The 26,197-nt window shown below is 58.7% G+C and carries 25 protein-coding genes, 1 tRNA gene and 2 pseudogenes; 20 read left to right on the forward strand and 8 right to left on the reverse strand.

The features are described 5' to 3' along the window. Positions 1–2 precede the first annotated feature (2 nt). Positions 3–677 (forward strand): recombinase family protein, encoded by a 675-nt coding sequence (locus AC1DW9_RS02940; protein ID WP_476775619.1) that lies wholly within the window; start codon positions 3–5, stop codon positions 675–677. A 452-nt stretch (positions 678–1,129) separates the two neighbouring features. On the opposite strand, the gene AC1DW9_RS02945 is transcribed toward AC1DW9_RS02940, so the two are convergent. Further along, entirely contained in the window at positions 1,130–1,612 is a 483-nt protein-coding gene (locus AC1DW9_RS02945; protein WP_476775618.1) for a hypothetical protein, read from the reverse strand. Between the two features lie 250 nt (positions 1,613–1,862). Here AC1DW9_RS02945 and AC1DW9_RS02950 point away from each other — a divergent pair, with 250 nt between their 5' ends. Beyond that, positions 1,863–2,891: an AraC family transcriptional regulator gene (locus AC1DW9_RS02950; RefSeq protein ID WP_476775617.1), complete on the forward strand. Its 1,029-nt coding sequence runs from the start codon at positions 1,863–1,865 to the stop codon at positions 2,889–2,891. A 73-nt stretch (positions 2,892–2,964) separates the two neighbouring features. Here the strand turns inward: AC1DW9_RS02950 and AC1DW9_RS02955 are convergent, their stop codons facing one another. The 3 genes and pseudogenes from AC1DW9_RS02955 to AC1DW9_RS02965 form a co-directional block, all read right to left on the reverse strand. After that, on the reverse strand, positions 2,965–3,609 hold the full coding sequence (locus AC1DW9_RS02955) for a KTSC domain-containing protein (protein WP_476855022.1): 645 nt from the start codon (positions 3,607–3,609) through the stop codon (positions 2,965–2,967). 1,051 nt (positions 3,610–4,660) lie between these two features. After that, positions 4,661–4,855 (reverse strand): annotated as a pseudogene (locus tag AC1DW9_RS02960) (transposase); the annotation flags it as partial. Next, a complete protein-coding gene (locus tag AC1DW9_RS02965; RefSeq protein ID WP_476775647.1) occupies positions 4,803–5,063 on the reverse strand; it encodes a hypothetical protein in 261 nt (86 codons plus the stop codon). The gene AC1DW9_RS02965 and the pseudogene AC1DW9_RS02960, both read right to left, overlap by 53 nt. 128 nt (positions 5,064–5,191) lie before the next feature. Here AC1DW9_RS02965 and AC1DW9_RS02970 point away from each other — a divergent pair, with 128 nt between their 5' ends. From AC1DW9_RS02970 to AC1DW9_RS02985, 4 genes are all read left to right on the forward strand, one after another. Then, entirely contained in the window at positions 5,192–5,665 is a 474-nt protein-coding gene (locus AC1DW9_RS02970; RefSeq protein WP_476775645.1) for a helix-turn-helix domain-containing protein, read from the forward strand. Between the two features lie 163 nt (positions 5,666–5,828). Then, positions 5,829–7,010: a DNA (cytosine-5-)-methyltransferase gene (gene dcm, locus AC1DW9_RS02975; protein ID WP_476855031.1), complete on the forward strand. Its 1,182-nt coding sequence runs from the start codon at positions 5,829–5,831 to the stop codon at positions 7,008–7,010. Further along, positions 6,997–7,458, forward strand: coding sequence for a very short patch repair endonuclease (locus tag AC1DW9_RS02980; protein WP_476775614.1), 462 nt, complete (start codon positions 6,997–6,999; stop codon positions 7,456–7,458). The genes dcm and AC1DW9_RS02980 overlap by 14 nt, the downstream gene beginning before the upstream one ends. Next, on the forward strand, positions 7,458–8,849 hold the full coding sequence (locus AC1DW9_RS02985) for a type II restriction endonuclease (RefSeq protein WP_476775613.1): 1,392 nt from the start codon (positions 7,458–7,460) through the stop codon (positions 8,847–8,849). Before AC1DW9_RS02980 ends, AC1DW9_RS02985 begins: the two co-directional genes overlap by 1 nt. Here the strand turns inward: AC1DW9_RS02985 and AC1DW9_RS02990 are convergent. Then, positions 8,818–9,849, reverse strand: a complete 1,032-nt coding sequence (locus AC1DW9_RS02990; RefSeq protein ID WP_476775612.1) for an HNH endonuclease — start codon at positions 9,847–9,849, stop codon at positions 8,818–8,820. The genes AC1DW9_RS02985 and AC1DW9_RS02990 overlap by 32 nt on opposite strands. Before the next feature lie 110 nt (positions 9,850–9,959). On the opposite strand from AC1DW9_RS02990, the gene AC1DW9_RS02995 reads away from it, so the two are divergent. The 10 genes and pseudogenes from AC1DW9_RS02995 to AC1DW9_RS03040 all read left to right on the forward strand — a co-directional run bounded on the left by AC1DW9_RS02995 (position 9,960) and on the right by AC1DW9_RS03040 (position 19,983). Next, positions 9,960–10,187 carry a hypothetical protein gene (locus AC1DW9_RS02995; protein WP_476775611.1) on the forward strand — a complete coding sequence of 76 codons (228 nt, stop codon included), beginning with the start codon at positions 9,960–9,962 and terminating at the stop codon, positions 10,185–10,187. Beyond that, the gene (locus AC1DW9_RS03000) at positions 10,187–12,001 is read left to right on the forward strand and encodes a hypothetical protein (protein WP_476775610.1); all 1,815 of its coding nucleotides are present in this window, start codon (positions 10,187–10,189) and stop codon (positions 11,999–12,001) included. Before AC1DW9_RS02995 ends, AC1DW9_RS03000 begins: the two co-directional genes overlap by 1 nt. Further along, complete coding sequence (locus AC1DW9_RS03005) at positions 12,001–12,774, forward strand: hypothetical protein (protein WP_476775609.1); 774 nt, start codon at positions 12,001–12,003, stop codon at positions 12,772–12,774. Before AC1DW9_RS03000 ends, AC1DW9_RS03005 begins: the two co-directional genes overlap by 1 nt. Continuing rightward, on the forward strand, positions 12,767–13,549 hold the full coding sequence (locus AC1DW9_RS03010) for a hypothetical protein (RefSeq protein WP_476775608.1): 783 nt from the start codon (positions 12,767–12,769) through the stop codon (positions 13,547–13,549). Before AC1DW9_RS03005 ends, AC1DW9_RS03010 begins: the two co-directional genes overlap by 8 nt. A gap of 229 nt (positions 13,550–13,778) precedes the next feature. Continuing rightward, a complete protein-coding gene (locus AC1DW9_RS03015) occupies positions 13,779–14,948 on the forward strand; it encodes a hypothetical protein (RefSeq protein WP_476775607.1) in 1,170 nt (389 codons plus the stop codon). 98 nt (positions 14,949–15,046) lie between these two features. After that, positions 15,047–15,253: pseudogene (locus AC1DW9_RS03020) on the forward strand (helix-turn-helix domain-containing protein); the annotation flags it as partial. Positions 15,254–15,564: 311 nt separating this feature from the next. Beyond that, a complete protein-coding gene (locus AC1DW9_RS03025) occupies positions 15,565–17,883 on the forward strand; it encodes an NACHT domain-containing protein (RefSeq protein ID WP_476855023.1) in 2,319 nt (772 codons plus the stop codon). 499 nt (positions 17,884–18,382) lie between these two features. After that, a complete protein-coding gene (locus AC1DW9_RS03030) occupies positions 18,383–19,231 on the forward strand; it encodes an HNH endonuclease (RefSeq protein WP_476775605.1) in 849 nt (282 codons plus the stop codon). 79 nt (positions 19,232–19,310) lie between these two features. Beyond that, positions 19,311–19,754 (forward strand): hypothetical protein, encoded by a 444-nt coding sequence (locus AC1DW9_RS03035; RefSeq protein WP_476775604.1) that lies wholly within the window; start codon positions 19,311–19,313, stop codon positions 19,752–19,754. A 31-nt stretch (positions 19,755–19,785) separates the two neighbouring features. Continuing rightward, positions 19,786–19,983 carry a hypothetical protein gene (locus AC1DW9_RS03040; protein WP_476775603.1) on the forward strand — a complete coding sequence of 66 codons (198 nt, stop codon included), beginning with the start codon at positions 19,786–19,788 and terminating at the stop codon, positions 19,981–19,983. 498 nt (positions 19,984–20,481) lie between these two features. Here AC1DW9_RS03040 and AC1DW9_RS03045 read toward each other — a convergent pair whose 3' ends face one another. The 3 genes from AC1DW9_RS03045 to AC1DW9_RS03055 all read right to left on the reverse strand — a co-directional run bounded on the left by AC1DW9_RS03045 (position 20,482) and on the right by AC1DW9_RS03055 (position 23,701). Continuing rightward, positions 20,482–22,296, reverse strand: coding sequence for a DUF6538 domain-containing protein (locus tag AC1DW9_RS03045; RefSeq protein WP_476775602.1), 1,815 nt, complete (start codon positions 22,294–22,296; stop codon positions 20,482–20,484). 84 nt (positions 22,297–22,380) lie between these two features. Then, positions 22,381–22,456, reverse strand: a tRNA-Glu gene (locus tag AC1DW9_RS03050). 135 nt (positions 22,457–22,591) lie between these two features. Then, complete coding sequence (locus tag AC1DW9_RS03055) at positions 22,592–23,701, reverse strand: alkene reductase (protein WP_441504456.1); 1,110 nt, start codon at positions 23,699–23,701, stop codon at positions 22,592–22,594. Between the two features lie 290 nt (positions 23,702–23,991). On the opposite strand from AC1DW9_RS03055, the gene AC1DW9_RS03060 reads away from it, so the two are divergent. From AC1DW9_RS03060 to AC1DW9_RS03075, 4 genes are all read left to right on the forward strand, one after another. Beyond that, positions 23,992–24,705 (forward strand): ComF family protein, encoded by a 714-nt coding sequence (locus tag AC1DW9_RS03060; protein ID WP_441504455.1) that lies wholly within the window; start codon positions 23,992–23,994, stop codon positions 24,703–24,705. 44 nt (positions 24,706–24,749) lie between these two features. Beyond that, a complete protein-coding gene (grxC, locus tag AC1DW9_RS03065) occupies positions 24,750–25,007 on the forward strand; it encodes a glutaredoxin 3 (RefSeq protein ID WP_476775644.1) in 258 nt (85 codons plus the stop codon). Positions 25,008–25,108: 101 nt separating this feature from the next. After that, a complete protein-coding gene (locus AC1DW9_RS03070; protein WP_441488067.1) occupies positions 25,109–25,588 on the forward strand; it encodes a DUF1178 family protein in 480 nt (159 codons plus the stop codon). Positions 25,589–25,816: 228 nt separating this feature from the next. Beyond that, positions 25,817–26,167, forward strand: a complete 351-nt coding sequence (locus AC1DW9_RS03075) for a MarR family winged helix-turn-helix transcriptional regulator (RefSeq protein ID WP_441504454.1) — start codon at positions 25,817–25,819, stop codon at positions 26,165–26,167. Positions 26,168–26,197: the final 30 nt, after the last annotated feature.

Below are 26,197 nucleotides of genomic sequence, written 5' to 3' on the forward strand. Positions count from 1 at the left end.
ATATGGCTGAAGGCAAATTTGTTTCGTACTTGCGGGTTTCGACCGCCAAGCAGGGCGCATCCGGCCTTGGACTCGAGGCTCAGCGCAAGGCTGTTGCGGACTTCCTGAATGGTGGCCGCTGGTCGCTGATTGCAGAGGTTGTCGAGATTGAGTCTGGCAAGCGCGACGACCGCCCCAAGCTTGAGGGAGCGCGGGCGCTCTGCCGTCTTCACAATGCTACGCTTGTCATCGCGAAACTCGATCGACTTTCTCGTGATGCTCACTTCCTTCTTGGCCTGCAAAAATCAGGCGTTCGCTTCGTCGCAGCGGATATGCCGGAGGCGAACGAAATGGTGGTCGGCATCATGGCCGTGGTTGCCCAGGCTGAAAGAAAAATGATCGGTACCCGCACCAAGGCGGCTCTTGCTGCGGCGAAGGCCAGAGGGACGCGCTTGGGAGGGGATCGCGGCAACTTATCCGCAGTATCCCACGAAGGACGGTCAGCGAGCCTCGCAGTGCGTCAGGACAGGGCCAAGCGGCGCACTGCTGATTTGGCTCCCATTATTGCAGAGATCCGGGCGAGCGGAGCTTCCTCGTTGCGCGAGATAGCGGCTCAACTCAATGCGAGCGGAGTTCCAACTGCGCGAGGCTGCTCGTGGTCCGCAGCGCAGGTTCTTCGGATCGTCCGCGGGGGCTGAAGTGACCCCGGGAGAATAGTCAGCGCGGTCGCCCTCTTGGGTTGGAGCGCCTGCCGCTTGACGGAGCGCTCTCGCTAGCCGGCGAGGGTGGCTCCACCGCTTCGAACGGCAGAGTGGGCTCACGATCAAATAATCTCGGCGCATCTGGTGGTGCCGTTAGGGCCTTTCGGTTGAACAAATCAGCCCAGACGACCGCTCCTCCCCACAGCGCCTGCAAGTCAAGCCCGACCGCGATAAGCGAGCATACTCGCGTCGCTGGGGCGTAGCGCATTAGCGAAAAAGGCACTGACGAGCGTCCCAGTCGGTTGTCCTCAGGCAGGTATGATACGGGCTGAAAAAGATAACCGCCGCGGTGCATATGATCGCAGTGCCAGCGATAATCAGGGCGACCTTGACGATATCGCTCATCTGACACTCCCTTGTTTTAGGATGGCTGCGGCGATGTTCATGGCTCAGAGCTCGATGTCGGAGGGCTTGGGCTTGGACGACGTCGTCTCGCTATTGGCCCCCTCGTCCCAAGTGAGGCCCCACTCCTTTGAGATGCTGTCTTTCATCATGACGAGATACTGGTCTCGCTGCATCCGATAGCAGAGCTGGAGGTCATGGGCGGGATTGAAGCGACAGTAGACGTGAAGGTTCGGGCGGCCGTCCAGGTTCTGGAAATAGCTGAGTTGCAGCGACCCGCCGCCGGTGAGGCTTATGACGACCTTGTCGACGCAATATTTGTCCTTGGTGTAGCAGCTGCGGCTCGTCTTACCGTCGCGCTCGAGCATCCACTGCCAGATCTCATTGGCGCGCTGCGCCGCGGTTTTGTTGGCAGCGACCTCGCGCGGCAGGTTGACGCCGTCACCGACGCGACGCCCGCGAGGAGCATCATCAGCCATGGCGGGAACCGCCAGCAACACGCCGGCGAGCAGGGTGATAACCGCCTTCATGGGTCTACTCCGTGAATAACAGGGTGGGTAGGCGTAGATCAGATGCCGTCGCCGTCGATGAACTGGTCGCGGGACCGACGGGGTTTCGTCGAGTATGTCGGGCGCCTGGTGGTCCAGCGCGCGCACGCGGATCGGACCTCCCCGAAATAGGTTGCCGGTGGGTCCCCCGCTTGTTATTTTCTGCCATAGTTTTGGTCGCCCCTGCCGACGTGTTGGGCCGGCACGGACATGAGCAGGGAGTTCAGCCGCCTTGCCACGTGACCTGAACTCTCTGCCGACAACCCGAGCGGGCATCGCGCGACTTGCAATCGCGCGCCTTGCGGAGGCGGGCGTGCCGATTGCGCCTCTGCTGAAGGATGTCGGCCTGGCCGAGGAAATGCTCGCCGATCGCTATCCAAGAGTACCTGTTCAGGGGCAGGTCGCCCTGCTGGACCGAGCAGCGACTGCGCTGAGAGATGACTATCTGGGCTTCACCCTGGCGCAGGACTTCGAGCCCCGTACGCTCGGACTGCTCTTCTACGTGATGGCGTCGTCGCAAACGCTTGGCGACGCACTGCAACGAATTGCGCGATACAGTTCGATCACCAATGAGGCCTTGGTTTTCAGTGTTGGCACGGCGCGCGAACTCCGCATCGGTTTAACCTACGCAGGCCTTCCGCGGTATTCCGACAGGCATCAGCTCGAGTTCTGCATTTTTGGAACCATCCGCCTCTGCCGCATCCTGACAGGGACGAGGCTTGTGCCGCAGCGCGTCTTGATCGCGCATCATCGGTCGGGGGATACCTCGGCAATGTCGCGGTTTGCCGGGACGACGGTCGAGTTCGGCGCGGATTTCGACGCAATTATTTTGTCCGCGGACACGCGGACGCGCCCCCTCGTGAACGCCGATCCTTACCTCAACGATCTCATGCTCGACGATTGCGAGGCGGCGCTGGCGCCACGCGCAACCAATGCGAGCCCACTTCGGGTCAACGTTGAGAACGCCATCGCTCCGCTGCTGCCTCACGGCAAGGTGCGTGCGGACGTCATCGCTCGTCAGCTTGGAATGAGCGAAAGGACGTTTATGCGACGGCTCGCCGATGAGGGTTTGAGCTTCTCGGAGATCCTCCAGCAAATGCGGCGCGACCTAGCGGTGCGTTATCTCAGCCATGGCGACCTCCATGTCTCCAAGATTGCCTGGCTATTAGGGTTTCAGGACGTCAGCGCGTTCTCGCACGCATTCAAGCATTGGACCGGACTGGCGCCGAGCCAGATGCGTTTGGCTGGTGCCTCAGCCTGATCGAGCACAGCCCCGACGCCGCCGGGCCGGCGTTCGAGGGGCAAGGTCAAATTACACCCACTTCGAGACTGCGCTAGAATTGCGGTACCGGATTGTCGCGGCAGTCGAAGGGCCCGCGCTGCGCGCCACGGCTACGGATGTTCGCGTTATAGAACTGGCCCATTGAGCCTGCCTCTACCAGGGCATTTACAGTTCGCGTACCGATTGAGCAGTAGTGATAGTATGAGGCGTCTAGGTTTATCACCATGTATTTGTGCTCCGACAGGTAACATACCCTCCGGATAAAGCTGCTACGAGTAATTTCTCTGCATTCAAACCGGCTCAGATCGACAGCTCCGCCATACCGAACATTTACAGTTTCAGCGCGCAATGGCCCAACTGCACAAATTGCGACAACAATCGATAGAATTATTCTTGTCATGCAAGCTTCACTCATCGGTCGGGTGAATTGCCTCGCATTCTTAAAGATGCGAGGCGACGCCGCTAGTTTAATGTCAGTACCTAGGAATTGACCGGCCGTAGCCGTTTCCGTACCCATTGTTGTGGTAATTGTAGTTCCCATAAGATCCGTAATTGTTGGATCTGCTGCTGTCTGGGTTGGTCCGATAGTGCCCGCCTGTGTAGCTCCCATTGCTGTTAAAATGCGGCCTAACATAGTGGCTGCTGCTACTCGATCCGGTTCCGTACGAGAAGCCGCGGTAACCTTGTGCGTATACATTTGACGCAGCAAGACACATGGTTGCAGCCAAGATAGCAATCTTCTTCATTTCCGCCTTCCATATCAGTACATCGGTCGGGATGCACTCTTTGCTGAGATTTACGCAGTCGGGTCAGAGCATCTCAGTCATGCACGCCCTAAACGGGCCAGATATACCGTTGAAGGGGTAGGCTTCTTGTTTTTTGCTGCCAAAGATTTGGCCTTTCTTGCCCAGACCATACGCGTCGAACATGTTGGTCGGGCATCTTCACCCGCGCGAACACGAGTTGCAGTGCCGGCGACATCGTCTGTTGCCGGGGAGGAGTGAGGTCGCGATCGTCGCTCATCGCGGTCTCCGGGGCAGTGGTGAAGGGTGACAACCGGACCGAGTTTGACAAGGCGCTGGCTCGCTGCCGGGTGATGGGCGCCAAGCTTGTTGTCGCAAATGACTCTCGCCTCGCCATGTCCACCCGATAATCCATTTTCGACCACCCCAAACGTGCGGAGATTGACGCGGCTCTGGCTAACAGCACGCCCCTGCGGGCCATTGCGCTTCAATATGAGGTGAGCAAGACCTCGCTGATCCGCTACCGGGACAAGGAAGCCCAGCCGGGCGCCCCAACCGTTGTTCGTGTTCGCTACCGGTCACAGCCCGTTGAGCCCCAGCCCATTCCGCCCGGCGCTCCTGACGATGCAAACGAAGGGGCCGCCTCATGTCCCCAGAGGTCACCGATGGCGAATGCAGCCTAGTCGATCCGACAGTTTCCAAGCTTCGTACCGTCGCCAACCTGATATCCTAGGGGCTGAGCCGTGCGGATATCGCTGCTCGTTTCAAGGCCCCGACACCGTGACGGAGTGGCATCGCCTTCGGATCCGCATGGCGTCGGGCATGCGGTCGAGCCGGCGCTGCAGGTCCTCGATCACCGCCTCATGCTCCCAGTGCTTTATGCGCGCTGTTTGCCGGTGGTGCATTTGTCCTTGACGCGGCAAGCTCCGCAGCCGTCGGCCCAGCAGGTGTGGAGCATCATAACCTTCTCGACCGACGAGAAGCGCCATGTGAGCGTCTCGCCGGCAGAAGGGTAGCGGGATGGTATCCAGGCCGCCCCGTCGCAGCCGGGCCGGCAAAGCCCATCGCTTCCAGATCGAGTTCGTCGATGAAGACATCTACCACCCGGACCGGGGGGTTATCTTCGCTAACGTAATCCTCAAGACAGTCAGGCAGGAGCTGTGTCTGCTGCCGGCTCTCGCCTTCGATGTAGCGCGCCATGCAAGCCCTCGGATCGCTCCAGAAAGCCTACCAGATCAGCCCGTTTCCACGTAGACAGGCCGTGTTCGACGCCTTCGATTTCGTCCGTGTCGAACGGGACCTTGGCGAGATCAGCAATCAGAACTTCCGCCATACGCGTAAAGTCGGGCTTGGGCGCGGCTTCCGAAGGTAGGTTGAAATTGCCGAACACGCCGAGGGTGTGGGCCATGCCGAAAACGTGCTGATCCTCTCGGCGCAGGCTGTCGCGAGCAGCGACGGCGACACGCAGTTGGCCGCTATTCTCAGCCGTCGTTGCAAGCCGCGGTCGTCTACATCGGCAGCAAAGCACCTCTGGGCGTGGAATTTCGAATTCCGCGAAAGCTATTCAACGAAATCGAGGCATCGCCAAGGGCGAAGACCGAAGGCGTCTACAAGGGCCGGAAGCCTTCCATCGACACAATGCAGGTTCGAGGGCTTGCCGCCGAAGGCGTCGGCGCGACCGAGATTGCCCGCCGCCTCGGCATTGGCCGCGCCTCTGTCTACCGTGTTCTGGGACCTGACCTAGGGCACTCTTCTTTGCACCCGGTTGCAAACCGTCCCTGCCTGCAGCGGGTCGGGGCCAACCGAGCCCCAATAGCATATGAATGGCCAGAGAACCTCTTCCCCTCCGGCCTGAGGGAAGCGACGCGGATAACTCTGCCGCAAAACGATCCAGTCTTTCGAGTCCGGATCATGCGCTGCAGCGCTTCTCGTTCGGAGCATCGCGAACGGGTCTGTCGGCGGGGGTTCGTCCTTCGCATTCGATTTGCCATTTCGAAACCAAGCATCTGAATCATATGTGGATTCTTTTTGCATTGTTTATTTGTTCTTTATTTGTTCCGATGTCATTGTGTCATAAATATTCCCAGCGATTCGGCGCGGAAAGATTCACATGAGCCCCTTTTCCCAACTCAGGCAGCAGGCAGGCCTCTCGATCTTGGAAACCGCCGAAAGGATGGGTTTTGACGAACGTACGGTCTATCGCTGGGAGAACGGCGACACCTCGCCCCGGAAGCCGGTCATCGAGCTGCTCCAGTCGCTGGCTGACACCCGCGGCGCTAGCGCTGCTCCGGGCAGCTTTACATTCATCGACCTCTTCGCCGGCATCGGAGGCCTGCGCCGTGGCTTCGAGCCGATCGGCGGCCGCTGTGCCTTCACGTCCGAATGGGACCGGTTCAGCCAGGAAACCTATCGGGCGAACTATGTCTGCGACCATGAACTCGCCGGCGACATCACGAAGATCGACGCTGCCGATATCCCGGCCCACGACGTGCTGCTGGCCGGCTTCCCATGCCAGCCATTCTCGCTCGCCGGCGTTTCAAAGAAGAACTCCCTGAACAGGCCACACGGCTTCCAGTGCGACGTCCAAGGAACGCTTTTCTTCGATGTGGCCCGGATCATCAAGCATCATCGTCCGAAGGCCTTCTTGCTCGAAAACGTCAAGAACCTGAAGAGCCACGACAAGGGGCGCACCTTTGACATCATCATGAAGACGCTGGAGGAAGACCTCGGCTATATCGTGAAGACGCGCATCATCGATTCACGATCGTGGGTGCCGCAGCACCGCGAGCGGATCTTCATCGTCGGGTTCAGAGAAGAAAACGGCTTCACCTTCGACGATTTGGTCCTCCCGCCCGAAAGCGAAAATCCAACGATGCGGCAGATCCTCCATCCGGAGGACGGATCGGAAGATTTCGATCCGAAATTTATCGATGATTGCGGCCGCGTGCTCAGCCGCTACACGCTCTCGGATCATCTGTGGGGTTATCTGCAGAACTACGCCGAGAAACATCGCCTGAAAGGCAACGGCTTCGGCTTCGGGCTTGTCGGTCAGGGCGATGTCGCACGCACGCTGTCCGCCCGCTACCACAAGGACGGCTCGGAGATTCTTGTGCGCCAGAAACGCGAGAACCCGCGCCGCCTCACACCGCGCGAATGCGCGCGACTGATGGGCTTCGAGAAGCCGGGCGAGAATGAATTCAAGATCCGCGTTTCGGATACGCAGGCCTATCGCCAGTTCGGCAACGCGGTCGTCGTTCCGGTCGTGGAAGCCGTCGCCCGACACATGGCGCCATGGCTGGCCATGGAAGATACGAGCGAGGAGCCCAAAAAGAAGAAAGTCCGTGCCATTGCCTGATGTTGTAGACCAGATCACGCGCAGCCGGATGATGTCCGGCATCAGGGGCAAGGACACCAAGCCCGAGCTCGCTGTGCGTCGGGGCCTGCATGCGAAGGGCTTCCGGTATCGCCTTCACGCGAATGACCTGCCGGGCAAGCCGGATCTCGTCCTTCCCCGTTACCATGCCGCCATCTTTGTGAATGGCTGCTTCTGGCACAGGCACGATTGCCACTTGTTCAAAATGCCGTCGACAAGGCAGGAGTTCTGGGCCGGGAAGATCGCACGAAATATCGAGCGCGATGCCATCGCGCGGCAGAAACTGCGCGACGCAGGTTGGCGCTTTCTCGTCGTCTGGGAATGCGCACTCAAGGGACGCACGCGCCTCGGGATCGAGGAGGTGATCGAGCGCATCGCGTCCTGGCTTACTGGAAGCGAGCCGTCCCTTGAAATCGGAGGCGCCCCGTAATGTCGCAAGGCGCATTCACTTTCGTTGAAACCAGCGCGGATGCAGATTTTCTGAAGCGGCTGTTCGAGCGCGCAGATCGCATCCTGCTCAAGAAGCTTTCGAACAATGATCGCCTCTGGGCGCGTCAAAAGCGGGACAGCGATGGTAATCCAACCGGCGAGATGATGAACAAGCAGGCTGGTCCCTATATCCCGCACGAACAACGCGACAGCGGCTTCTTTCCCTCTCTTGAGCTCAAGGAACGGAAGGACGGAAAGACAGACGAGATTTGGGAACGTTTCTTGGAGACGCGCTGGCCTCAGGTCCGTCAGATCTATCGCTCGCGACTGGTGAACTATCGCAGCAAGGGTCAGGAAACGCACCTCACCCGGCTGCCGAAGGAACTGTTCGCCGACCTTCTGCCCGCGTCGTTCCTCGTCATGGGGCTCATCACGCAGGGCGGCGAGACACACTATGAATGCCTGACGATCGACTCCGGGAGCGACGAGGCGACCCTCCTCGCGGAGATATTCGGGATCGACGTCGACTTTATCGTCGGGATCTTTGAACCGGCTACGCTGCGGGCGGAGGAACGCGAGAAGGTCCTCGACTTTGCCGAGCAGGTCATCGCAGCATGGATGGGAGGCGTGATCGCGCGTTTTGCGGCCGACAATGCCGCCATGCCACCGACCGTCGAACTCGCAAGACGCGCGCAGGCTTCCTTCCTGAAAAAGTATGGCCTTGCGAAAATCGATCCATTCGCACTCGACGCACCGGGAGACGCGCTGCGCGAAATCAGCCGGTCAATCGAGTGGGATCTTTTCCGCGACTATCAGCGCCGCGAGCGTTCGGTCGAGCTCGTCCGCCTGGTGCTCGGTGATAGCCCACGTAAGTTCACGCCTTCCGGGATCATTCGTCAGCTGATCGACGAATTGCCGGCGATCGATGCCCTGATGTTGTCAGCCGCGCAGCAGCGGAAATCCCGTGCCGGCTACTCCTACGAGCATCACATCGAGGCGATGCTTCTCGGCGGCTCCATCCCGTTCCAGAAGCAGGTCATCCTAGAATCGAAAAAGCGCCCTGACTTCATCCTGCCGTCGCTTGCCTACGTCGACAGCGGCACGCCTTCCGCGCAGACGGGCCTGATCCTCAGCGCGAAGACGACCCTTCGCGAACGATGGAAGCAGGTCGAACGCGAGATGAGCGGTCGCCGCCTCTTCCTGACAACAGTGGACGAAAACATCGCCGGCAGCGCCATCGAGGACATGGCATCGATCGGCGTGCACCTTGTCATTCCCGAAAGCCTGCTGAAGGCGAAGGAAACGGAATACGCCGGCCACAAAAATGTGCTGAGCTTCGTAGACTTCTCGAAAACCCACGTCAGACCGCATCTGGCAGACTGGGCACGCTGACAGCGCCTTCTGATCGCGCTCGGTCCAGAAAGGCCCTCCAGCGCAGTTGCAGCGCCTCCTGCGATGGACGCCGGGAATCGGTCGCAAGCGGACGCCCGTCGAACACTTCGTAGTCCGTGCCCGAAAGTGCGCGCGAAATGCGGACAATGCACTCGCTTGCTGGCTCGATGCCGAGAAGATCGAGATCATAAAGCGTGTGAATGTCTGCCCGCAGAAGCAGGCCGTTTGACGGGGCATTATCCTCGCTGCCCCGATACGGCCAGATATGCGCGGCCTCGATGACGTCCATGACAGTGCAGCCACTCACAAGGCACCTCTCGCCATACCGGCGAACGAGATCATTCCTGAACTTCGCCTGCCCGCGGCGCTCGCTGATTGAGCGGAGAATACGCTTGCGCCTGTCGTCAGATGATGGCCGGTAGTCAGTGTCGCTCTCATCGATCTCGAAAATCCTTGGCGGCCACGACTGGAAGAAGCGCTCGAAGAGCGAACGCGCATCGGATCTCGACGGAACCAGCAGCCGTGCAAGCGCGGCTGCGTCTATCTCCTCGATCGAGTTCTGCGTGCTTGGCCGCATGGCAGTCGCGCGGGCGCTGGCGGCGTCAGGAGACCCGTCGAGGATGATCTGGCCCTGCGTATAGTCCGCCGCGTAGGTCGTAACCTCGATCGTCTCCTCTTCCGGCGCTGCAAAGGTATGGCCGTCCCGGCATCGCCACACGGGAGTGAAGTTCTGACGTTGCTTAATAACGGTCGTTCTACAGACCGGGCACCGGAAGCGGGTTTTTGAGCCGGTTCCCTTCGTGATCTCGTCAACGAGCCCGAGAGCCAGCAGGCCCTTGCGATCTCTCACGGCAACTAGGTCGCCGCGTGAAACATTCGCGCTGTTTCCGACGCTGCTGTCGTAGCGATACACGCCTGCGGGATCGTCTAGATAACCCTCGTTTCCTCCGTGCTGACGGCGTCCTGTAACCGAAAGCATCAACCATGCCCTGCCACTCATTCTCTCTCCTTGGCCAAAAATGTTCTCACATTTCGCGTACATTTCTGAAATATGCTGACATTCTGGCTGAACATGTGCTACACATTTCTGAAATGTAGGACAGATGCGATATGCGTGACAAAAGGAAAAAGTTCATCGAGCTGGCGGAGGCGCGGGTTAACCGGGCAATCAAGGACATTCGCCTGATCGGAAATCTGGCGAACAAGAGCGCCTACGAATACGGCGACGAGGACGCCCGGAAGATCTTCCGGGCACTGCAAAAGGAGTCCGACGCTGCAAAGGCGCGGTTCCTCGGTGACGCCGGAGGGAAGGATACGGAATTCAAGCTGGGGGAATAATGGGACACTGGGAATTCAACGTCGCTGATCCTTCCGACGTGCGCGTCGAGGTTACCCAGCGAGATCAGTTTAATAACGACGAGGTCGGGCTTGGCGAGGCGCTGGTGCGCGAGGTCATCCAGAACTCGTCCGATGCCCGTTCCGGGGAGGGACCTGTCAAGGTCCGGTTCGCCATCAGGGAAAGCAGCGGCACCGAGGCGGAATATTTCTCGGACCTGCTCGCGCCTCTTGAGACGCACATGATTGCGACGAAGACGGAGTGCTCGTGCCTGCTTGCTGACACCTGCAGGGTGCTGGTCATCGAGGACTTCAACACAAAGGGGCTGACCGGAAACTTCAACGCCATCGACGGCGAGAATTTTGACAATTTCTGGCGGGCGATCGGCAAGTCGGAGAAGAAGGGGCAGTCCGGCGGACGCTGGGGTCTTGGCAAGCTCGTCTATTCCTCCTCCTCCCAGGTGAAGGTCTTTTTCGGGCTGACGCTACGTGCCGGAGATGCCGGGCCAGCGCTTATGGGGCAGGCCGTCCTCTCCAGTCACGTACTTGAAGGCAACTACCACCCTCCTCACGGCTTCTGGTTTGAAAGCCGTTGCGAACGTTTCCAGCAGCCGGTCACAGACGCCGAGGAAATCTCCAGGTTCGCCGCGATGACGGGGATATCGCGCACAACTCAGACCGGTCTGTCGATCGTCATCCCTTACCTCCTCCCGGGCATTACGGAGAAGACGCTGATCGAAGGTGTGATCAGCAACTACTATTTCCCGATTCTTGCCGGCAGACTTGAAGTCGAGGTTGGTGACGAGCTGATCAACCGACACACCTTCGACGAAGTCGTGTCACGCTTCGATATCGCTGCAAGCAGCTCGATCCCCTTTTCCTTTGTCCGGCAGATCAGCGATTCCGTGGCTGGCACGCCAACGATCGAGGCCATTGTAGCGATCGGCCGGAAGCATCTAAACGATGACATTCTGTCTGCCGAAGAAATTTCAGCCCTTAAGGAGTCATACGCCCGCGGCAATCTGGTACACCTTCGCCTGCCGGTTAGGCTGGAGGAGCGTTCGGGTGTTGTCAGGAATAGTCATGTCGACCTGTTTCTGAAGTCCATTCCTGAAACGGAGAAGCCATTCTCGCTGTTCGCGCGCGGCCCCATCATCCTGCCGGGCGAACGCAAGTATTTCGGCGGTGCTATGGCGATGGGGGCACTGGTTGCAAACGATGACGGCGTCGCGGCCCTGCTGGGAGATGCAGAGAACCCCGCGCACACAGCCTGGAATGCACATGCCGAAAAGCTTTCCGCGCGATGGCAGAATGGTGCGTCGGTGCTGTCAACAATCAGGCACGCACTGAAGCAGCTGTACGTGCTGATCGCCGAACAGCAGGAGCATGAACAAAAGGATGCGCTGATCGATTTCTTTTCCATCGCCGATCAGGCGCAGGCCTCATCGGGAAAGCGCACGAAATCGCCAAAGCCAAAGCCGGATGTCCAGCCGCGCGAAAAGGCGATCAGCATCCGCGGAAGAAAGGGCGGTTTCGAGATTGTCGCAGGACCGGGCGCTGCGGCATGGAATTTTCCTCGCAACATTCGCGTGCGCATGGCCTACGACATAATCGGTGCTGACCCGTTCAAGCGACACAGCAAGTTTGACTTTGACCTCGAGAACGGCAGCGAGATCGAATTCGACACGGTCTCCTCGGATGTCGCAGCGCTTGAGCCCAACATCATGGAAATTACCGTGACGTCTCCGGATTTCAGGATCGAGGCTACCGGCTTTGACGAGCGACGCGACCTTGTTGTTGATGCGAGGGCAATCTGATGAGCTCGGCAAAAAGACGGATCAATTCGACTGGCAGAAAGCGCATCAGCCGCGAGAGCATTGATATCCGGATGCTTGAGGCAGTTCCGGGCCAGCCTCTTCAGGCAAAGGCATCGCTCGATATCGCCGGGCTCGGATTTCCGGGAAGCGCCTCGGTTGCTATCGAGGCCTATCACAGATCATCAGGAATGCGCTTTGATTGCGGCACCGTGGAATCGCTGTCAATCCCTCCGCTGATTCTCAATGAGGTTGATCAGGGCGGAAACATTCTCTTCCGCGTCAAGGTCGTCGACAACGATAACGCACCTGGAAAACTTCTGGGATCAGCAGAACACATACAGCCCAGAAGCGATGATGATGACGAGGGGCGACGGTCGATCTTTCCGGTCCGGTATCGTGATCTCGGTCATCAGGTGTGGAAGGTAGAAATTGTTCACGGTGCCGGACCGGCCCTGATTATCAACAACCGGATGACAGGGTTTTCCCACCGCTTGCAGGATAATCCCCTGATACAGGGCCTTCTCCTACCGGCAGCCCTCCGCATTGTCCTTGAGCGCCTCGTCCGGGGCGGCGATGGCGGTGATGAAGACGATGAGGAGACGGGATGGATGAGTGACTGGCTGCAGTACTGCAAGTCGGAATTTGGTTCTGACGATCCCGAGAGCCTTGATGAGGATGCAAGACATGAATGGATCGAGGAGATTGTAAGAAACTTCTGCGAAGAAAAGGCTTTCATAAAGCGCATCGCAAAGATGGATAATAATAATGGATGATCGACTGAGAAAATTAAATGAAGAGGGAATGCGCCGGTTCGCCGAATATATCTCTGGCAATGCTATCGGTACGGCTCCACTTCACTTGCTAACTGACCCAGACACATCTGACCCGGTGAAAGAATCTATCATTCTCGGATCCGTATCTTTCACGAACCGCTACGACTTCGGTACCTATCTCTTCACCCTGCTCAAGGAGCTCGACAGCGCGCAGATCTCGAATGATAAGGGATTGTGGAGTGCCCTCGGGCTGTATTGGTTTGATCGCCTTTGTCCGCCGGACGCCTCCGGTCATCGTAAGGTCGACAAGGGTTACCGCTATATCCTCAGCGATGACTACCGGCACTATTACCGCCATCTCATCCGCACACCTTGGAAGCTGGTGCAGGATCACGGCGAGAATGCTCGCTTCCTACTGATCTCTCCGCGCGACCAGGCCAATCCGCTGAGCGTACACGGCGAAATTCTGGAACAGTTCGGTGGTCGTCAGCAGGTGCTGGCCAGCAAGCCGATTATCGCTGCTGCAAGCATGATGTTTCTGGATCAGAAGACCGGAAAGCCACGGACGGGCGTTGCCGGCAGCGGCCGCGGCAGCGCAAGGCGATTTGGTATGGTGTTGCGCCAGTTGGATCTTACCTACGATCCGGAAAGCATGGCCGATGGAGCTTTGATTTCCGTTTTGCCCACCGAGTTTGATCGCTGGAAGCCAGCATCAGAACCGTCAGCAAGGGCTGCCGTTGACACCAAGGGAGATGCAGCGCCTCTTCACCCGTGAATTCAGGCTCGTGCAAGATGGATGGCATGTTGCGTGATCCGGGTATCAGGTCACATCAAACCGCAGAAAGAGACCTGGCGCCCCACTGAGGGAACCATTACGCAGCGGCAGCCTCCGTTAGGATTTGCTGCGCAAAATGGCGGTAAAAGTCACTTTGCATGTTGCTCAGGCACGTATGAGTTTAGTTCCGCTCGGCCTGGGCGCGGTTGCTACGCAATAGGACCCAAAATTGAGCTATCATGTGCATGTTGACTACGGCCCTCCCCGTTCCTGGGAGCAATTCGAAGAGTTATGTGCCGATATTTTTCAGTCGGCTTGGCGTGATCCCGGGCTCGTTCGTCATGGGCGAGCGGGGCAGCGGCAGTATGGGGTGGATATCGTCGCGCAAAACGGTGGCCTCTACCCTGTTGGCTTACAGTGCAAGAAGCGCTCAAAATGGCCGGTAAGTAAGCTGACCGCCGCCCAGATCGACGGAGAAGTTAGTGAGGCACTCAATTTCAGGCCGGCGCTCAAAGCCTTCTATATTCTCACCACCGCGCCCGAAGATGCAGCGCTTCTCGCACACGTCCGAAAGATTAATGAGCAGCACAAGAAGAAAAAGTGGTTCCAAGTTGTGCTGCTTGGCTGGGGTGAAATCGTGCGGCGCGCCACGCTCGACCCTCATGTTGCGGATAAACATTTCAGCCCTTCAGGAGGCGGTGCTCCGCGCTCACCGCTACTTGCAACCTGGATGCTGTCAGGGGGTAAGTTGGAGAAGACGGCTGTCGAGCTTGAGCTTAGTGTAACGGAGCTATCGCAGGACCTTCGCAGTTGGCCAACAGGACATATCGTTATCCGCCAACGAGAAACCGACAATCTACTTGAGGCTCTCCGCAAGTTCGAAGGCATTAACATGTCCGAAAAGAAGCGCAGAGAACGCATAGAGCTACGCGATCGGCTCCGCGCCTTGACAGATGTTGAGCGCGACGCGCAGCGCGGCGTCATGTTCATGCTCACTGACGCGGACGCATCGGTGTGGTTCACAACAATCTGGAAGGAGGACACACCAGCGGCAATCGAAGCCTATATTAATGGCTTGGGGCACTCATTCGATGGCTCTTCTTCTGGCAGTCAATTGCGCATGTCGCCGCCCGGCAATCCCAAAGTAAGATGTGCGGCTTCGCTTTCGGCCAAAGACGGCGCCTCGATCATGAGCAAGATGCAAGAACATCAAGATCGCTACTCAAAACCAATGAGTGAAATGGTAAGCGAGTTGCCATCAGAAGTACGGTCGAGAATTGCGATCCCTCGGATTGTGAATGGAATTTTCGAATTCCTTAGTGAGGACCGTCTGACGTGGGAGCAAATTCGCCAAATGAGTGCGCTCGACATCGGGCTCTGGAGATTCTCTTTAGCATAACATCCGTCCCTCGCCTTTAGAAGCCGCTATTCTTGCCGGTCTGATGGCTTCACTGCTAACATTGGCCGGACAAATTGGCTGTATAGGAGACCGCAGCCATCCGCAAAGAGCGTCAGATGGAAGGCATCGCCAAGGCGAAAGCCGAAGGCGTCTACGAGGGCCGGAGACCTTCCATCGATACAGTGCAGGCTCGGGCGCTAGCCGCAGAAGGCGTCGGTGCGACCGATATCGCTCGGCGCCTAGGCATTGGCCGCGCATCCGTCTATCGCGGGCTTGAAGCGGCATCTGACAGCGCGGCCGTTTGAACCCGGTTGCAATTACGCCTCCCAGAAATGGGCGCCAAAGGCGCGGCATGCCGTCGGTTCATTTTGATTGGTATGCGTGGCCCCCGCGCAATTTAAACCCGCAGAGCAAACTGCGCGATCCAGCGGCGCGCTGGTCTACGGAAAATGCCCAAAACGAGACCAGCGGACTGCCATACCTCTCAGCAACTTTGCGCTCAAATGGCGGCAACCTTTCAACTCCCAGTGGAAATCCACCACGAAGCCATTGTGTCTCTCTTATATAACCGGAAATGTCGCTGATCCTGCATGTCCACGATCTCCGAGAGCGACTGATGCGTTTGACTTTGTCCGATGGCCCCGGCTTTGAGCGGGAAGTTCGCAACATTGCGCGCGAACTGTGGAGCGGCAGCAGTTATGCGGGGCCAGCAACAATCGGAGGGTTCGAGAGGGACGGGATATTTGTAACTGAAGAAAATATCCACATCGTAGAAGCAACGATCAGCCGGAAGGCCGACAAAGCAGAACACGACCTCGCGAAAATATCAAGTTTGATTGAAAAATTTAGAGCTCAGTATCCCGACAAGGCGGTTAAAGGTTGGTTTGTGACTGCGCAAGAGCCGACGGGAGAACAAGGAACAAAAATCCTCGGCTATAGTGGCAGGGTATMACACCAGACTTATCATACTTTTTATGCAAAATTGGTTGATAGCAAGAAATACTTAAGACTCAGGTCAAAATATCCGTTCGGAAGTGCTAGGAACGTAGAAAACGACGGCTTTGAGATTTCAAATGATGAATATGTCCCTGTCGAATTGATAGATAAGGATGGCACCGAAAGAATTTCAAATTCTGTCTTTTGGCGTAAATTCTCGACAGAACCGACTAGATCTATTCTTATGGGAGAATTCGGCGTCGGCAAAAGCATGTTTTTGAGGGATCTATTTTTTAGACTTGGATCTAATCACGAAAATGGATCAGACACCGCGTTTCCTGTATATTTAAACTTGAGAGACCATATAGAGCAGTTTGACCCCATGGAGGCGCTTACGAGGCATGCGCGGATGATTGGCATGCCCGATCCGGCTCATTTAGTTCGGGCGTGGCGCGCCGGGTATATCTACCTGCTTCTGGATGGTTTTGACGAACTAACGCCGCGAGTATCGACAAGAGACACAAAGAGGGTTCGAGACATTCGTCAATCGGCACTTGAACTAGTAAGAAGATTGGTAGATGAAACTCCTTCCAGATCAAGTTTAATTCTGGCAGGTCGATCAAATTTCTTTGATGACGAGAAAGATTTACAAGAATGTCTTAGGACACGCATCCCAACCAAAAGTTACTACTTGAGCGATTTTGACGAGCGTCAGATCGGCTACTATTTGGATAAGAAGGGCTTCGCTGGACAATCGCTTCCCGCTTGGCTGCCCAGGCGCCCGCTCCTTGTCGGCTATCTACTGTCCAGACAGTTGCTCAGCGACCAAGGGAAATCGGATGCGTTTGATCCAGATGCAGCCAAAGGATGGAGCTTTTTGATCGATCGGATCTGCTCGCGCGAGGTAGATCAGGTATATATAGCACTGCACCCAAATGAACTTCGTAAGATATATGGCAGAATATCTACTCAGTGCCGAAAGAAAAACAACCGACTTGGTCCGGTGACGTTCGACGATTGTAAGCAATCTTTCTTCGATGTAACGCAAGTTGAACCTGAAGGTCGTACACTCACGGCATTGCTTCGTCTCCCAGGGCTGGTCGGTAATACTGGAGGCGATTATAAGACGGACATTATCTCTGCCGGCGCCCGCTGGTTCGTTGACAACAATTTCGCAGACGCTCTGTCCGGTTTAGATTTTTCTGATGCCATCCGCTCTCCTGCCCCGGAAAACGTTGCCCACTTCAAGGGGGCAATACACGCCCCTTCCGAACTGACAATCGAGATAGCGGTTGATGGGCTCGGTTCAGACGCGCCCGCTTCCGGGTACATTTTTGGGGCGATGGAACGTATTTCGAGTTCTGACCCTACGAACTCCATCCTGCTCGATTTGCTTCAGGCCGCCAATGATATCGGCGCCAGCTTATCGCGCCTTGTTATCGCGTCCGATCAGATGGGCGACCGCTTACGCTTTGACGAAGATGAAGCAGATTTAAATAACTTCTCTCTTCAAAGCTGTTATTTTGAAGAATTGTCGATTTCCGTTTCCGATCTAAATCGAATTCCTGCTTTCCATAAATGCGCAATTGATACCGTAAGGACACATTTTCCGGAGGACGTTTTGAGGTCAGCTTTGTCTCAAAACGTTATTGAAAGAGTTTTGCCTCCATATGATACTCTTAGGGAGGCAGCCGAAGCTTCTGATAACGATGCAGTGCAATCTCTCGTATTTATGCTGGACAAATTATTCGTTCAATCGAGGAGTGGTAGGCGATTGAATGCTCTAAAGCGGGGGGTCAATTACAGCCAGTTGAGATATGTTGACACTATAATTGACATACTAAAAAGATATAAATTTGTGCATTTCAAGGATCGCGCTTTTCGGGGGATTGCATTTCCCACGAAGGCAGCAACGGCCGAGGCAATTTCTATTCTCCGAGATCCCGAAAACTCAAAGCATCCCCTGGTCAATGAGGTTCGCCAGCTCCAAGGATCATAGCTCAGTAGCCACTTCGAGTTGCACTCCGCACCGAGCCCGCAAGTGCGGAATCGACTCATCAGCCGCGCGGACTTGCGCAGGATCGAGACGTAGGGTTGGCGCGCAAGCTGCCTCGCGGATAGCGTGCATGCTTGCCGAAGGCGCCAACGGCCGTATGGCTGCGCGACTACGACTAGTCGCAGGCATCACAGGGACTTCAACTAAGATGACTTGAGCGCGGGTTTTGCCGTGTGTCCGTCATGGGACGAACCTGCGGGCCACACCAAACCTAAAGGTGTCGATAGGCGAAGGTCGAGACCAAGCGTTCGAGATCCTCCGGCACATAGGCCACGGCAAAATGGGCAGCCTCCATTCAGGATTGCGATCCCTTCATCGCTCAGACATCAGTCGGGCGGCAGTTTGTGACATCTCCGAAAAAGGCTTTCACCGCGTGCCCGCATTTTGGTTGACCTATAAGCCGCTCAGCCCAGCTTCTCCACGAGGATGGCCCCCAGAGCAAATGGATGAACTTATCCGCAGCTTTGAAACTGATCCGGCGACTGCCACACCGCTGTGGCGGGTCGCATCCTCCAAAGCGGCTTCGATCGGCGACCGCGTCTACCTGTTCAAGCAAGGCGCCGGACAGCGAGGCATCTTCGGTATCGGTGAGCTGATCGAAGCTCCCCGCCAACAGTTTGATCCGACTGATAAAGACGCCGGTTTGACCGATCGAGCGCGGGTCAGGTTCAGCCACCTGGTAAATCCTAAGCAGGCTTTCCTGCTGGATCACGACGCGCTCGCCGATTTGGTGCCGATACAGCTCATTGAAGCACAGCGGAGCGGCAACGGCGTGCCTGAGGATGTCGCGCGAGAACTGGAAAATCGGTTGGCGTTGGCAATTCGCCCGCTATCGCCGATCAGGCATTCCGATCCTGACGACATTGGTTTTGATCCCGACAGTGTTGGTGACGAGCGAGAGCGCGCTGTCCGCGCAATTCGTATGCGACGTGGGCAAGCTGCATTTCGAGCAGTACTTATGGCCGCCTATGGCCGGCGTTGCGCGATAAGTGGATGTGCTGTGGAAGCTGTGTTGGAAGCAGCACACATTTATCCCTACTCGGGCAGATTAACCAACCACGTTTCCAATGGATTATTGTTGAGATCTGATATCCATACTCTGTTTGACTGTGGTCTGATCGGTATCGAGCCAGCATCTCGAACAGTTACCGTGGCTGACGCACTGAATGGATCGATGTACGCTAAGCTGGCCGGGAGAAAACTGCGGCCAACCGAGGACCCATCGATCGGCGCATCCAAGCGAAGCCTTGAAAAGCGCTTTGCTGACTTTCGGGCCAAACATTCTCCTTGATGGATGTCAGAGCCGGCTCGGTTTATCTGAGCGGTTTCCAAGCTGTCGCTAAGTGAGTTGTCGCGAAAGGTAACTCCGCATGTTCCAGGCGCAGGTAGCAGTCGCGGCCGCGATTGGATTATTCACGTGGTCCAGCGCTTTTTCCGCGCCAAAGGATATTCTGGTATGCCGGATCGAGCGCTCGTCGAAGTGCGAGGCCGGTAACTGCCAGGCGGGCGCTCCCGGCTATCCTCTGGTAATCATCGACCGGGCGCACCGATATTTCCTGAGGTGCGAGGCAGACGGGTTCTGCATGGGGGCGCTAAACGCGGCGCTCTCGGAAGCGAGCGACTTGGACGTGATTATCGTAAAGGGCGACGATCTTGAGGCACGTGTCGAGAAGCCGCCGCAGCTCCCTCAAAATGCGCCGATTGAAGCGCTGCTTGCATCAAAACGAAAAAGGCTCGCCTACACGGAAAACGTCAAGTACGGCCCCATCACAGTCGTAAACGCCGGCTCGTGCATCGCACGCGACTTGCCCTGAACCCGAACTGGAGTTGAAGGCGAAGCAGCACATGGCGGTTTGCGCTGGGGAGACAAACAAGGCCTCACTCGGCGCTGCGCCGGTCTTCTACAACACCAATCTCGCTGGAAACCTTATGACCGACCAAGTCGTTGGCCAGCAGCGCAAGAAGGCGGTCAGCGTCTACGTCGGCTGCATGGCCGAGCGTGGCTACCTGCCGGGCGACAAGCCGGCCACCGTCATGCCCTGACCTTGCAACCAAGTGTACGGCAGCGTGATTGTCGGTTCGTGTCGGGCACCTAGCGCGAATCGGCCCTAATCACGCAGGGGGCCTACCAGCCGTCCCGAATTGCCCATGGGTCTGTCCCCGGTGTTCAAATGCGCCGCGTAACGCGGCTTCCTAAAGTGGTAGTCGGGGACAGCATATGAATTCGTGCCGCTTGTCACCTCTTCGGTGGATGTCGAGAACTCTGAACTTGCCGCCCAAGGATCCGTCACGGCCACGAGCCTACAGAAGAGATGGCGGAGGAGGAACTCCACCGCCATGACCAACACGAGGCGGCGGCAGCGGCGGCGCGCCGGCGACGTGAGATGTGGGAAGCGGCCCGCACCGCCGAAACGCCTGAGCCCCCGAACAAGGGCCGGAGCCCATTTCGGTAACGGCCTTTTTTTGGCCGGCGGCCACGTGAAATGTTCGTGTATAACCCCCCGAGCGAATCGGTCGCTTTACAAAGCCCATGACTAGCGCTTAACGCGGCACCCATTCGGGCGGCGCCGTGGGGACCTTCGTCGTATGGAGATGCAAGAGGTCTACCGGCGCCTTCACCTTGCTGATCCCGGCGTACAAGCGCGCCACTGAATGACCTGCGCCATAGCTGCGCCCGACACTTTTCCCGGCAGCGTGCCCCGTCAGGGCGTCATGCACGTCCTCTGAGAGACCGGCGTCACGGCACATGTCCTTGAAGAGGTGCCGAAACGAATGAAAGACCTTGCGAGGGTCCGTGATACTAACGGGCGTCCGGCGCAAGTAGTTGCCGAACCACTGGCTAAATGCAGCCGTCCGCGCGCGTCCCTCCGCAGACTTCAACAGCGGCCATAGCGTCGCCTCAGCGCCAGCGGCCGCTTTCACGCGCTCAACATGGGCGAGGAAGCCCATCAGCCTCAGCTCTGGGTGGAGAGGCACCTTCCTGACACTGGTCCGGGTCTTCACCGTGCGCCCGCCGGATGTTCCGATGTCTAGGTACGCCACGCCGCCATCATCGAAGCGGACATCACAAGCCCGGAGCTGGCCCAGCTCAGAGAGGCGCGCACCCGTGAACACAGCGAGCAGCGGCAGCCAGAACTGAGCATCCCCTTGCCCGCCTTCCTGACGCTTGCCCTGCCCATGGATAGGCCCATCAACGAAGATGCACTTGAGATTGTCAGCACTGAACGGCTCGCGATCCCGCTCCTCGTTGTCGTCCTCTTCGATCCGGGCAGAGGGGAAGTGGTTCGGCCACGCGGCTGCCTTTTCAAGATGGCTGCGCTTCCGGGCATCCTCGACAATGGCGGAGAGGAGCTGAAACGCCTTGTTGATCGTGCCCGGCGCCCTTGGCGGAAACTCGTTCAAGTCCTCGCGGAGCAGGTCGGGCAGGGCGAGCTTCGCCAGCTTTTTCGGCAGCCGCGCGGGCAGTGCCGAGATGGCGGCGGCGAACTCCTGGACCCGCTTCTTAGTGATCTCCGCAATGCGGATATCACCGTGCAGCTCTGCGAACCGCTGAACGGCGCTTGCAGCCTCCATGGCGGTCAGCTCACGCGGCTTGCGGCTACCGCGGACGCCGCTGCCCTCCTTCCATGCGGAAAGCGCTTCGGAGAGGAGCGGCCCCAGCTTGTCGTTGGCCTCAACAAGGTCGAACCCGGTTGCAAAAAGCGGGTCAGCCGGCGTGAACCGCGCACCCTTCAACTCAGCCAAGGCGAGACGGCTGCCCTCGACGCTGGCCCGGCGCACGAGTTTCATCAGATCGCTGTATTGCTTCGCCGCTCGGTCCACATCAACGGTAGGCAAGTGCCGCGCGATGGTGCCAACGGTGGTATAGGTCTGCGGCCAACCGGCCTTGGACAAGATGTGGTCGGCGGTGCGCTGAACGCGCTCGTTGCCCTCTTCGTCGTGGCGGTCGCTTACCCGGGCGAGCGTGTCACTCCATTCGCCGACAAGCTCGGCTCGGTCCTCGTGGTCGAATGGAGGGTTGATAGCAGCAGGCTCAATCACTTCGCGGTAATAGCCGGTCACCAGCCGCTCCAGCTCCGCCCGGCTCAGCTTGGCGAGATCGTGCCGAGCGACTTTCGCTGCAAGAACTGTTTCGGCGTTGCCGGTGCGGCGCAGCTCGTCAAACCGATCCATGTAGTGATCGAGATGTTTGCCCATGAGGCGGAGTGCCTTCGCGCGCTCCTTGGTGCGCAGGCTGAACCGGACGGCCTTGGAGCCGAAGGCAGCGGCCACGTCCACAGGCACGCGCATGTCGAAATAGAACCTGCCGTTGCGGACGATCAGATACGAGGCTTTGGGCACAATTTCGCTGCTCATGTATGCCACAATGTATGACAGCCTGAGCTAAGGAAACCTTTGATTTCTCGGGAGTTTAAGCCTTTCAAAGGCTTAGCTGGCCGATGGCGCTCCCTAGGGGACTCGAACCCCTGTTTTCGCCGTGAGAGGGCGACGTCCTAGACCGCTAGACGAAGGGAGCAGCGCGGCACGGGCGGTGTTTAGTCGGGCTTCCGCGCCGCTGCAACTGTTTTCGTGCATAAGCCTTGGGATAAATCGAATGAAGGCGGACGGTGCGCTCGCCCGCCCTCATGGTTCCATGCGTCGCGGCGGCCGATCAGGCGGCCTTTTCCGCCAGTGAAGGGTAGTCCGTATAGCCCGTGGCATCGCCGCCATAGAAGGTCGCGACATCCGGCGCGTTCAGCGGTGCATCCTGCTGCAGCCGCTCGACCAGATCGGGATTGGCGATGAACAGCCGGCCAAAGGCGATGAGATCGGCCCGGTCCTCGGCCAGCGTCTCGATCGCAAGTTCGCGGGTGAAGCCGTTATTGGCGATATAGGCGCCCTTGAAGGCCTTGCGCAGCGCCAGATAATCGAACGGCAGATAGTCGCGGGCCTCGCGCGTCGCGCCTTCGACGACATGGATGAAGGCGATACCGGTTTCGTTGAGCCGCTCGACCAGATAGCCGAACAGCGCCTGCGGATCGCTGTCGCGCGCATCATTGGCCGGGCTCACCGGCGAGATGCGGATGCCGATGCGGCCTCTCGGAAATACCGTTGCGACGGCCTCGATCACCTCGAGAACGAGCCGCACGCGATTTTCCAACGAACCACCATAGGCGTCGCTGCGCCTGTTGGATCCGTCGCGCAGGAACTGGTCGAGCAGATAGCCATGCGCACCATGAAGCTCGATGCCGTCGAAGCCGGCCGCCCTGGCGTTCTCCGCCGCCCGAACATAATCGGCGATGATGCCTGGGATTTCGTCGGCAGCGAGCTCGCGCGGCTCGGAGACCGCTGTAAAGCCGCTTTCGATATAGGTCTTGGTATTGGCCGGGATGGCGGAGGGCGCGACCGGCGCCTGCTGGCCGGGCTGCAGCGAGACATGGCTGACGCGCCCCACATGCCAGAGCTGCGTGATGATCTTGCCACCGGCCGCATGGACCGCGTCGGTCACCTGCCTCCAGCCGGCGATCTGCTGGTCGTTATAGATGCCAGGCGTCCAGACATAGCCCTGGCCCTGCTGCGAGATCTGCGTGCCTTCGGTGACGATAAGCCCGGCGCTGGCGCGCTGGCGGTAGTACTCGACATTCAAGGCATTCGGGGCATCGCTGCCCCGCGTCGCGCGGTTGCGCGTCAGCGGCGCCATGACGATGCGGTTCCTGAGTTCGATCTCGCCGAGACTGAACGGAGTGAACAGGGAGGCAGCGTGATCACCGGACTGGCTCATTGGATGGTTCCTCTTGGCTCGCGGCCCTTGCCATGAAGCGCTTGAAAACCGCATGGCAAGACAAGTCACCTCGCCTTGCCATGCGTTGGACGCAAGAGGAGATAAGACTTGCATGCGGAATTGGCAGGGCCGCAAATGCTGGCATGGGATGAAAGCAATGCAGCCACTCATTCCGGGCCGGGATCGACACAGGTATGGTCGCGCGGGGAACCGACGATAGAAAATCCTTCTCCCTGGCCGGCACCGGCTCTCGCTGGCTGAACGTTGTCGGGACCGCCTCCCGGCTTGGGATGCGCAGTGCGATAAGCCTCGTCTATCCACCGTCCTGCGTTGCCTGCAAGGGAGCGACCGCCGAGGCTCAGGGCCTTTGCCCGGCATGCTGGAGCGGAATTGGCTTCATCGAGCGCCCGTATTGCGAGTGCCTCGGCACGCCCTTCGCCATCGATCTCGGCGATGGCATCGTCTCGCCTGCGGCGATCGCCGAGCCGCCGGCCTTTGCCCGCGCCCGTGCCGTCTGCCGTTTCGACGGGACGGCGCGCGAGCTGGTTCATCGCCTGAAATATGGCGACCGCCTCGAGCTCGCGATCACGCTCGGCCGGATGATGACGCAGGCTGGCCGCGAAATCCTCGTCGAGGCCGATTGTGTCGTTCCAGTGCCGCTGCATCGCACACGCCTCTGGCGCCGCCGCTTCAACCAGGCTGCGGCACTTGCAAGGGTCGTCGCGCGCCAGAGCGGCGTCGCCCTCGCTCCAGAGGCGCTGACGCGCGTCAAGCGGACGAAACAGCAGATCGGCCTGACGCGTCCCCAACGTATCGAGAACCTGCAGGGCGCCTTCAAGGTCCTGCCGGCGATGAGAGCCACGATCGCGGGCCGCCGCATCCTGCTTATCGACGATGTCCTCACCACCGGCTCGACCGTCAATGCGGCCGCACGGGCCCTGCTGCGTGCCGGCGCCAGCCATGTCGATGTCCTCACCTTCGCGCGGGTGGTGACGGATGCCTGATGGCACACTACATGATGTGTCAGAACAGTATCGCCGGAACCGTCATGCCGCAGATCACGCTCTACACCACCAGCTGGTGCCCCTATTGCACCGCCGCCAAGTCGCTCCTGAAGAAGAAGGGCGCGGCCTTTGAAGAGATCGATGTCGACGGCAAGCCGGAGCTGCGCCGCGCCATGAGCGAGAGGGCCGACGGCCGCAGCTCCGTCCCGCAGATCTTCATCGGCAACCGTCATGTCGGCGGCTCCGACGACCTGCATGCGCTCGATGCCCGCGGCGAACTCGACACGCTGCTCGCGGCATGAGGCCGCATCATGAGGAATGACAGAATTGCCGGGCGTCCGCGCCAGGTGGCGCGGCGACGGTCCGGGTGTATCACGGCGACCAGCCGCCTCATGAGTCAACGATGATCCGCTATTCCCTTCTTTGCGACAGCGCCCATGAGTTCGAAAGCTGGTTCGCGAGCTCCACCAGCTTCGAGGAGCAGTCGCGCCGCGGCCTCGTCTCCTGCCCGGTCTGCAACAGCAGCAAGGTCGAGCGCGCCATCATGTCGCCGAGCGTGACGCGGACAGATCGCGGACCGCGCGCCGAGGCGCCTGGTTCGGAGGCTCTCCCTGCCCCGGCAACGCCTGCACCAGCCCCCGTCGCTCTGATGGGCGAGAAGGAAATCGCCTTCCGCGAAATGCTGACGGCTCTGCATAAGCACGTCACCGAGACCGCCGAACATGTCGGTCCCCGCTTTGCCGAGGAAGCTCTCAAGATCCATCACGGCGAAGCCGATGACCGCGCCATCTATGGCGAAGCGACGCCAGACGATGCCCGCCTGCTGCATGAGGAAGGCGTCGAGTTCATGCCGCTGCCGCGGCTGCCGGGCGGTCGAAACTAGTTTTTCCTACCAGTCACCCGGCACGCCCAGGCTATCCACGCGCTTGTCGCCCATTAGTCCAAGACGGGATGCTCCCCCTGTGATGTGAGCATCCCGGAGGGCACCTGAAGGAAGCACCGCAGCGCGTGCCCATTCCAGCACCCCTTGCAAATTCATGATTACGGGCATATACCCGCACCTATGTCCAGCCCTTGCATCTGCACGACCTTGCGTTCGGCCTCTCGCCGCATGGCTGCCTTCTACGACGAGGCCATGGCGCCGGTCGGGGTCAATATCGCGCAGTTCAGCCTGATGCGGACGATCGCGCGCTCCGCCCCCGTCACCTTGACCGAACTCGGGCGGTTGACCGAACTCGACCGCTCGACGATCGGCCGCAATGTCCGCGTGCTCGAGAAAATGAAACTCGTGGCGCTCGGCCGCGGCAAGGACCAGCGCGAGGCCACGGTCTCGCTCTCCGATGCGGGCCGAAAGGTCCTCGAAGACGGCGCTCCGCTCTGGCATGCAGCGCAGAAGGCGCTGGATGACCGGCTCGGCGCCGAGGCCATGCGGAACCTTCGCGCGGCACTCGATTCACTTTGATCTCTCGCACAAATGCGGGCATATACCCGC

The sequence above is a fragment of the Allobosea sp. P4_E12 genome, assembly GCF_056401655.1.

Coding starts and splice junctions, on each gene's coding strand:
- AC1DW9_RS02995 (WP_476775611.1), top strand. CDS start 9,960: ATGCGTGACAAAAGGAAAAAGTTCATCGAGCTGGCGGAGGCGCGGGTT.
- AC1DW9_RS03005 (WP_476775609.1), top strand. CDS start 12,001: ATGAGCTCGGCAAAAAGACGGATCAATTCGACTGGCAGAAAGCGCATC.
- AC1DW9_RS03040 (WP_476775603.1), top strand. CDS start 19,786: ATGGCGGTTTGCGCTGGGGAGACAAACAAGGCCTCACTCGGCGCTGCG.
- AC1DW9_RS02945 (WP_476775618.1), bottom strand. CDS start 1,612: ATGAAGGCGGTTATCACCCTGCTCGCCGGCGTGTTGCTGGCGGTTCCC.
- AC1DW9_RS03070 (WP_441488067.1), top strand. CDS start 25,109: ATGATCCGCTATTCCCTTCTTTGCGACAGCGCCCATGAGTTCGAAAGC.
- AC1DW9_RS02940 (WP_476775619.1), top strand. CDS start 3: ATGGCTGAAGGCAAATTTGTTTCGTACTTGCGGGTTTCGACCGCCAAG.
- AC1DW9_RS03060 (WP_441504455.1), top strand. CDS start 23,992: ATGCGCAGTGCGATAAGCCTCGTCTATCCACCGTCCTGCGTTGCCTGC.
- AC1DW9_RS03045 (WP_476775602.1), bottom strand. CDS start 22,296: ATGAGCAGCGAAATTGTGCCCAAAGCCTCGTATCTGATCGTCCGCAAC.
- AC1DW9_RS03055 (WP_441504456.1), bottom strand. CDS start 23,701: ATGAGCCAGTCCGGTGATCACGCTGCCTCCCTGTTCACTCCGTTCAGT.
- grxC (WP_476775644.1), top strand. CDS start 24,750: ATGCCGCAGATCACGCTCTACACCACCAGCTGGTGCCCCTATTGCACC.
- AC1DW9_RS03000 (WP_476775610.1), top strand. CDS start 10,187: ATGGGACACTGGGAATTCAACGTCGCTGATCCTTCCGACGTGCGCGTC.
- AC1DW9_RS03010 (WP_476775608.1), top strand. CDS start 12,767: ATGGATGATCGACTGAGAAAATTAAATGAAGAGGGAATGCGCCGGTTC.
- AC1DW9_RS03075 (WP_441504454.1), top strand. CDS start 25,817: ATGGCTGCCTTCTACGACGAGGCCATGGCGCCGGTCGGGGTCAATATC.
- AC1DW9_RS02955 (WP_476855022.1), bottom strand. CDS start 3,609: ATGTATACGCACAAGGTTACCGCGGCTTCTCGTACGGAACCGGATCGA.
- AC1DW9_RS03030 (WP_476775605.1), top strand. CDS start 18,383: ATGGATGAACTTATCCGCAGCTTTGAAACTGATCCGGCGACTGCCACA.
- AC1DW9_RS02965 (WP_476775647.1), bottom strand. CDS start 5,063: ATGGCCCACACCCTCGGCGTGTTCGGCAATTTCAACCTACCTTCGGAA.
- dcm (WP_476855031.1), top strand. CDS start 5,829: ATGGGTTTTGACGAACGTACGGTCTATCGCTGGGAGAACGGCGACACC.
- AC1DW9_RS03035 (WP_476775604.1), top strand. CDS start 19,311: ATGTTCCAGGCGCAGGTAGCAGTCGCGGCCGCGATTGGATTATTCACG.
- AC1DW9_RS02990 (WP_476775612.1), bottom strand. CDS start 9,849: ATGAGTGGCAGGGCATGGTTGATGCTTTCGGTTACAGGACGCCGTCAG.
- AC1DW9_RS02985 (WP_476775613.1), top strand. CDS start 7,458: ATGTCGCAAGGCGCATTCACTTTCGTTGAAACCAGCGCGGATGCAGAT.